We start from the raw sequence: 5757 nt of genomic DNA, 5'->3' as shown, positions 1-5757 counted from the left end.
AGCATTGCTTGGAGCTTGAAACTCACAGGCAATGCCTTTTTTATATCAATACCGATAAACTAATTATCCGATATTCTTCACTTTAATCAGGTATTCAGCAATCTGAACGGCATTCAGAGCGGCACCTTTCTTAATCTGGTCGCCTACAATCCAGAAAGTCAGACCGTTTTCGTTAGCCAGGTCTTTACGGATACGACCTACATATACAGGGTCTTTTCCAGCCAGGAACAACGGCATCGGATATTCTTTCTTTTCCGGGTTGTCCATCAGTACCAGACCTTCGCCGTTGGCAAATGCTTCGCGGGCTTCTTCTACAGATACCGGACGTTCTGTTTCAATCCAGATGCTTTCTGAGTGTGAACGAAGTGCAGGAACACGTACGCAAGTTGCACTAACCTGTACATCTGAGTGCATGATTTTACGTGTTTCATTGTACATCTTCATTTCTTCTTTGGTATAACCGTTGTCTGTGAACACGTCAATCTGAGGAATCAGGTTGAATGCCAGCTGATAAGCGAATTTCTCTACAGTGACAGGCTCTCCGGCCAATACCTGACGGTACTGTTCGTAAAGTTCGTCCATGGCAGCCGCACCGGCACCGCTGGCAGCCTGATAGGTAGATACGTGTACACGTTTGATATGGGTCAGGTTCTCGATAGCTTTCAGGGCTACTACCATCTGGATGGTCGTACAGTTCGGGTTGGCAATGATGCCACGCGGACGGTTCAGTGCATCTTCGGCATTAACTTCAGGTACTACCAGAGGAATGTCGTTTTCCATACGGAATGCGCTGGAGTTGTCAATCATCACTGCACCGTATTTAGTGATGGTTTCTGCAAACTCCTTGGAAGTTCCCGCACCGGCTGACGTAAAGGCGATGTCTACTCCTTTGAAATCATCGTTGTGCTGCAGAAGTTTTACTTCGATTTCTTTTCCGCGAAAAGTGTATTTTCGTCCGGCACTTCTTGAAGATCCGAACAACAGCAGTTCATCTACCGGGAAGTTTCTTTCATCGAGCACACGCAGGAACTCCTGTCCTACGGCTCCGCTTGCACCAACAATTGCTACTTTCATTTCTTATGTTTCTTGTTTAAGTTAATAAATTCCGTGATTGTATTGCTTTCTGTATTTTAGTTAGATACTTTTGTCTTCTCCTTGTATCCTTTGAACCGCAAAATTAAAACATTTTGGAATACCAAAGGGGAAATACGGAACTTTTTTCGTATTTTTGTCCATAAATTTAAACCGAATAAACCGAACAGCTCATTATCTATGGAAGAATTGTTAGATTTTTTTCATCTCAATATAGATTTTCCCATTACTGACCCCACCTGGATTTTTTTCCTTGTGTTGGTCATCATCCTGTTTGCTCCGATTGTATTGGAACGTCTGCGCATTCCGCACATCATCGGAATGATTCTGGCAGGTATCGTTATCGGGGAACATGGATTTAATATTCTGGCGCGCGACAGCAGTTTTGAGCTTTTCGGTAAGGTGGGACTGTATTATATCATGTTCCTGGCCGGACTGGAAATGAACATGGAGGATTTCAAGAGTATCCGTGTGAAGGCTACGGTATTGGGCTTGCTGGCCTTTATCTTTCCGCTGGGTATTGGTGTGTGGACCAATCTGAACTTGCTGGGATACGGACTGATTACTTCTGTGCTGCTGGCCAGTATGTATGCCTCGCACACTTTGATAGCTTATCCGATTGTGATTCGTTACGGTATCAACCGGCAGCGGGCTGTCAGCATTGCGGTGGGAGGTACGGCGGTGACGGATACGCTGACCTTGTTGGTTTTGGCCGTCATTGCAGGTATGTACAAGGGCGATACTTCGGATATGTTCTGGGTGTGGCTGGTGCTGAAAGTCGTGATGCTGAGCGTGGTGATTATGCTGACCTTCCCTCGCATCGGACGCTGGTTCTTCCGTCGTTACAGTGACCAGGTGGTGCAGTATATCTTTGTGATGGCCATGGTCTTCTTGGGAGCCGGATTGATGGAGCTGATTGGTATGGAGGGAATCTTGGGAGCCTTCTTGGCCGGGTTGGTGCTGAACCGCCTGATTCCGCATGTTTCTCCGCTGATGAGTCACCTGGAGTTTGTAGGAAATGCGTTGTTTATTCCTTATTTCCTTATCGGAGTGGGAATGCTGATAAACGTGAATGTATTGTTCGGGCATATCGATTCCATTAAGGTAGCTGGTGTCATGATTGTGGTGGCACTGTTAGGCAAATGGATTGCATCGTGGCTGACACAGAAAATATATCGCATGAAGGCGGTAGAACGGGAGCTGATGTTCGGACTGAGTAATGCACAGGCTGCGGCTACCCTGGCGGCGGTACTGGTGGGTTACAACATTATTCTGCCCAGTGGAGAGCGTTTGTTGAACGAAGATGTACTGAATGGTACCATTCTGCTGATTCTAGTGACGTGTGTGGTCAGCTCGTTTATTACGGAACATGCGGCCAAACGAATTGCGATGGATGATGCAGAGCTGGATGAAGAAAAAGAACAGCAAAAGGAACGTATCCTGATTCCTGTGGCCAATCCGGACACACTGGATAAACTGATGCAGCTGGCGCTGGTGGTACGTGATGAAAAGCGGACGGACAATCTGGTGGCACTGAATGTGATTAATGATAACAATGATTCTGTGCGGTTGGAGATGCGGGGAAAGAGAAGCCTGGAAAGGGCGGCTCAGATTGCTGCGTCGGCCAATGTCTTTCTGAAAACAGTGTCGCGTTTCGACTTGAATATTGCTACGGGTATTTTACATACAGCTAAGGAAACTGAGGCAACTACGATTGTCATTGGTTTGCACAACAAGGCCAATATCGTGGATTCGTTCTTCGGTAATCTGACGGAAGATTTGCTGAAGAATACTTATCAGCAGGTGATGATTGCCCGCTTTCTGATGCCGGTCAATACGTTGCGGCGTATCATTGTGGCGGTACCTCCTAAATCGGAATTTGAGCATGGCTTTGTGAAATGGATTACGCACTTGTGCCGCATGAGTAGTCAGCTGGGATGCCGTCTGCATTTCTTTGCTCATCCCCAGACTTTGGGGTATATCAAGGGATATATCCAGAAGAAGCACAAGGATGTGATGACGGAATACCAGGAACTGGATAACTGGGACGACTTGCTAATTATTACAGGACAGGTGAATTACGATCATCTGCTGGTTATTGTCAGTTCACGAAGAGGGTCTATTTCGTACGACTCTTCTTTTGAACGCTTGCCCATGCAGGTATCCAGATATTTTAATAACAACAGTATCATGCTGCTGTATCCTGACCAGAAGGGTGACCCGAATGAAACACTGAGTTTTGCCGATCCGCGTGGATGGGCCGAAACGCAGTATTATGACAAGGTGGGCAACTGGTTTTATAAATGGTTTAAGAAAGATTCATGAGCGAAGAAAATAAGAAAGAATGGCAGCAGCGCACGGAATTGCTGTTAGGCGAAGAGAAGATGGAGCGTCTGCGTAAGGCGCATGTGTTGGTGGTAGGCCTGGGAGGAGTAGGTGCGTATGCGGCTGAAATGATTTGTCGTGCCGGAGTGGGACGGATGACGATTGTAGATGCCGATACGGTACAGCCGAGTAACATCAACCGTCAGTTGCCGGCCACTCATTCCGTAATTGGCCGACCGAAGGCAGAGGTATTGGCTGAACGTTTCCGGGATATTAATCCGGAACTGGAGCTGACTGTGCTGCCGGTTTACCTGAAAGATGAGGCTATACCTGAACTGCTGGACAGTGCGCCGTTTGATTTTGTGGTAGATGCCATTGATACGGTAGCTCCTAAGTGCTATCTGATATATCATGCCTTGCAACGCGGATTGAAGATTGTCAGCAGCATGGGAGCCGGAGCCAAACGGGATATTACGCAGATTCGTTTTGCGGATTTGTGGGATACGTATCATTGTGGGTTGAGCAAGGCGGTGCGTAAGCGTTTGCAGAAAATGGGTATGAAGCGGAAGCTGCCGGTGGTATTCAGCACGGAGCAGGCCGATGCAAATGCCGTGATATTGGTAGATGATGAACAGAACAAGAAGTCTACTGCAGGAACCGTCAGCTATATGCCGGCCGTATTCGGATGCTATCTGGCAGAGTATGTAATTCGTAAATTGTAAAGTCGTATGATTCAGTTGGAAGGGATAACCAAGAGTTTTGGTGCGCTTCAGGTATTGAAAGGGATTGACCTGGAAATCGGGAGAGGTGAGGTGGTCAGTATTGTGGGGCCCAGTGGGGCGGGAAAGACTACCTTGCTTCAAATTATGGGTACACTCGACAAACCGGACGGAGGACGAATTATATTGAACGGTACGGAGGTGAACCGTCTGAAAGAAAAGGAGCTTTCTGCCTTTCGGAACCGGGAAATCGGTTTTGTTTTTCAGTTTCACCAGTTGTTGCCTGAGTTCACGGCGGTAGAGAATGTCATGATGCCGTCTTTGATTCAAGGCAAATCGGCAGGAACTGCCCGAAAGGAAGCATTGGATTTGCTGGATTTCCTGGGATTGTCGGAGCGGGCCACGCATAAGCCGGCAGAACTTTCGGGTGGCGAAAAGCAGCGTGTGGCTGTAGCCCGTGCCTTGATGAATCATCCTTCGGTAATCTTGGCGGACGAGCCTTCCGGAAGTCTGGATACGCAGAACAAGGGAGAATTGCATCGGTTGTTCTTTGAACTGCGTGACAAGTTAGGGCAGACTTTTGTCATCGTTACGCACGATGAGGAGCTGGCCACGCAGACCGACCGTACCATTCATCTGGTGGACGGACGTATCGTATAAGATAAAAAAATCCCGTCCCGGTAAAGATGTGTACCGGCAGACGGGATAAATTTTTCCTCGATTTATTAGCTTTTTAGAAAGAAAGGTGTACGATTTCTGGATTATGGTCGGAAAGGTATTTCTTTGCTTTCCGGTTTTCTTCAGGAATGTAGCTGCGCTGTACCTCTATTTGAGGAGTGACAAATATAAAGTCTATTTTTTCACAGGAGTCGGCGGGTATGCGTCCGAAATTATGGAAGGTGTAGCTGGCACCTTCTTGCTGGAGAGCTGTCTTGTGTGCATCTTTCAGTATGAAACTGTTACCGGTGATAGTCTGATAGGCTTCCGACTGGTCGGATACGTTGAAGTCTCCGGTAACTACGGCAGGCTGGTCGCCTACGATTTCTTTTATTTTCTCGATAATCAGCAAAGCACCTTTTTTACGGGCTTCTGTTCCCACATGGTCAAAGTGCGTATTGATGGCCATAAAGATTTTTCTGTTGGTCTTGTCTTTCAGCTTGGCCCAAGTGGCAATACGGGTGCAGGCACCGTCCCATCCGATGAATCCTACACTGTCGGGGTATTGTGACAGCCAGAAGGTGTTGTTGTCCAGTAATTCAAAACGGTCTTTTTTATAGAACAGAGGGGCATATTCACCTTGTGTTTTTCCATCTTCTCGTCCCACGCCGACTTCGGCATATTCTGGCAGACGGGCTTTCAGGTCTTCAAGCTGGTGGTGCAGGACTTCCTGCATGCCTACAATGTCCAGATTTTGTGCCTTGATGAAATTGGCTACGGTGTCTTTTCTGTATGTCCAGCTGTTCAGACTGTCATAGGGATTGTCGTAGCGGATGTTGAAGGTGCTCCATGTGATTTCACTGGTTGGTTGGGGAGAGTGGCATGAAGCAATGGTCATGCACAAAGAGAGCCCCAGAAAACTTCCTAAAATAGTGTAGAGTTTCATAGATATAAAGTTTAATGA

The 5757-nt window shown here is 47.2% G+C and carries 5 protein-coding genes; 3 read left to right on the top strand and 2 right to left on the bottom strand.

Translation table 11 applies throughout. The annotated features are described in order from the left end of the window. Positions 1 to 63: 63 nt before the first annotated feature. Complete coding sequence (locus tag ACMJ0U_RS12495; RefSeq protein WP_007559717.1) at positions 64 to 1074, bottom strand: aspartate-semialdehyde dehydrogenase; 1011 nt, start codon at positions 1072 to 1074, stop codon at positions 64 to 66. Between the two features lie 198 nt (positions 1075 to 1272). Between ACMJ0U_RS12495 and ACMJ0U_RS12490 the strand changes: the two genes are divergently transcribed. From ACMJ0U_RS12490 to ACMJ0U_RS12480, 3 genes are read left to right on the top strand one after another with little or no spacing between them, the layout of a single operon-like run. Further along, positions 1273 to 3417 carry a cation:proton antiporter gene (locus ACMJ0U_RS12490; RefSeq protein WP_417121655.1) on the top strand — a complete coding sequence of 715 codons (2145 nt, stop codon included), beginning with the start codon at positions 1273 to 1275 and terminating at the stop codon, positions 3415 to 3417. Beyond that, complete coding sequence (locus tag ACMJ0U_RS12485) at positions 3414 to 4139, top strand: ThiF family adenylyltransferase (protein WP_417130200.1); 726 nt, start codon at positions 3414 to 3416, stop codon at positions 4137 to 4139. The genes ACMJ0U_RS12490 and ACMJ0U_RS12485 overlap by 4 nt, the downstream gene beginning before the upstream one ends. Before the next feature lie 6 nt (positions 4140 to 4145). Then, positions 4146 to 4796 carry an ABC transporter ATP-binding protein gene (locus tag ACMJ0U_RS12480; protein WP_417130199.1) on the top strand — a complete coding sequence of 217 codons (651 nt, stop codon included), beginning with the start codon at positions 4146 to 4148 and terminating at the stop codon, positions 4794 to 4796. 73 nt (positions 4797 to 4869) lie between these two features. Here the strand turns inward: ACMJ0U_RS12480 and ACMJ0U_RS12475 are convergent, their stop codons facing one another. Further along, positions 4870 to 5739, bottom strand: coding sequence for an endonuclease/exonuclease/phosphatase family protein (locus ACMJ0U_RS12475; RefSeq protein ID WP_417130198.1), 870 nt, complete (start codon positions 5737 to 5739; stop codon positions 4870 to 4872). Positions 5740 to 5757: the final 18 nt, after the last annotated feature.

Source organism: Phocaeicola sp. (assembly GCF_048170425.1).
In the GTDB taxonomy this organism is placed as follows: domain Bacteria; phylum Bacteroidota; class Bacteroidia; order Bacteroidales; family Bacteroidaceae; genus Phocaeicola.
Note: the sequence above shows the minus strand (reverse complement) of the source record. Positions and strands in the feature narration are given on the sequence as shown.

Excerpts from the sequence above, each read along its gene's own strand:
- ACMJ0U_RS12495 (WP_007559717.1), bottom strand. The coding sequence starts at position 1,074 with ATGAAAGTAGCAATTGTTGGTGCAAGCGGAGCCGTAGGACAGGAGTTC.
- ACMJ0U_RS12490 (WP_417121655.1), top strand. The coding sequence starts at position 1,273 with ATGGAAGAATTGTTAGATTTTTTTCATCTCAATATAGATTTTCCCATT.
- ACMJ0U_RS12485 (WP_417130200.1), top strand. The coding sequence starts at position 3,414 with ATGAGCGAAGAAAATAAGAAAGAATGGCAGCAGCGCACGGAATTGCTG.
- ACMJ0U_RS12480 (WP_417130199.1), top strand. The coding sequence starts at position 4,146 with ATGATTCAGTTGGAAGGGATAACCAAGAGTTTTGGTGCGCTTCAGGTA.
- ACMJ0U_RS12475 (WP_417130198.1), bottom strand. The coding sequence starts at position 5,739 with ATGAAACTCTACACTATTTTAGGAAGTTTTCTGGGGCTCTCTTTGTGC.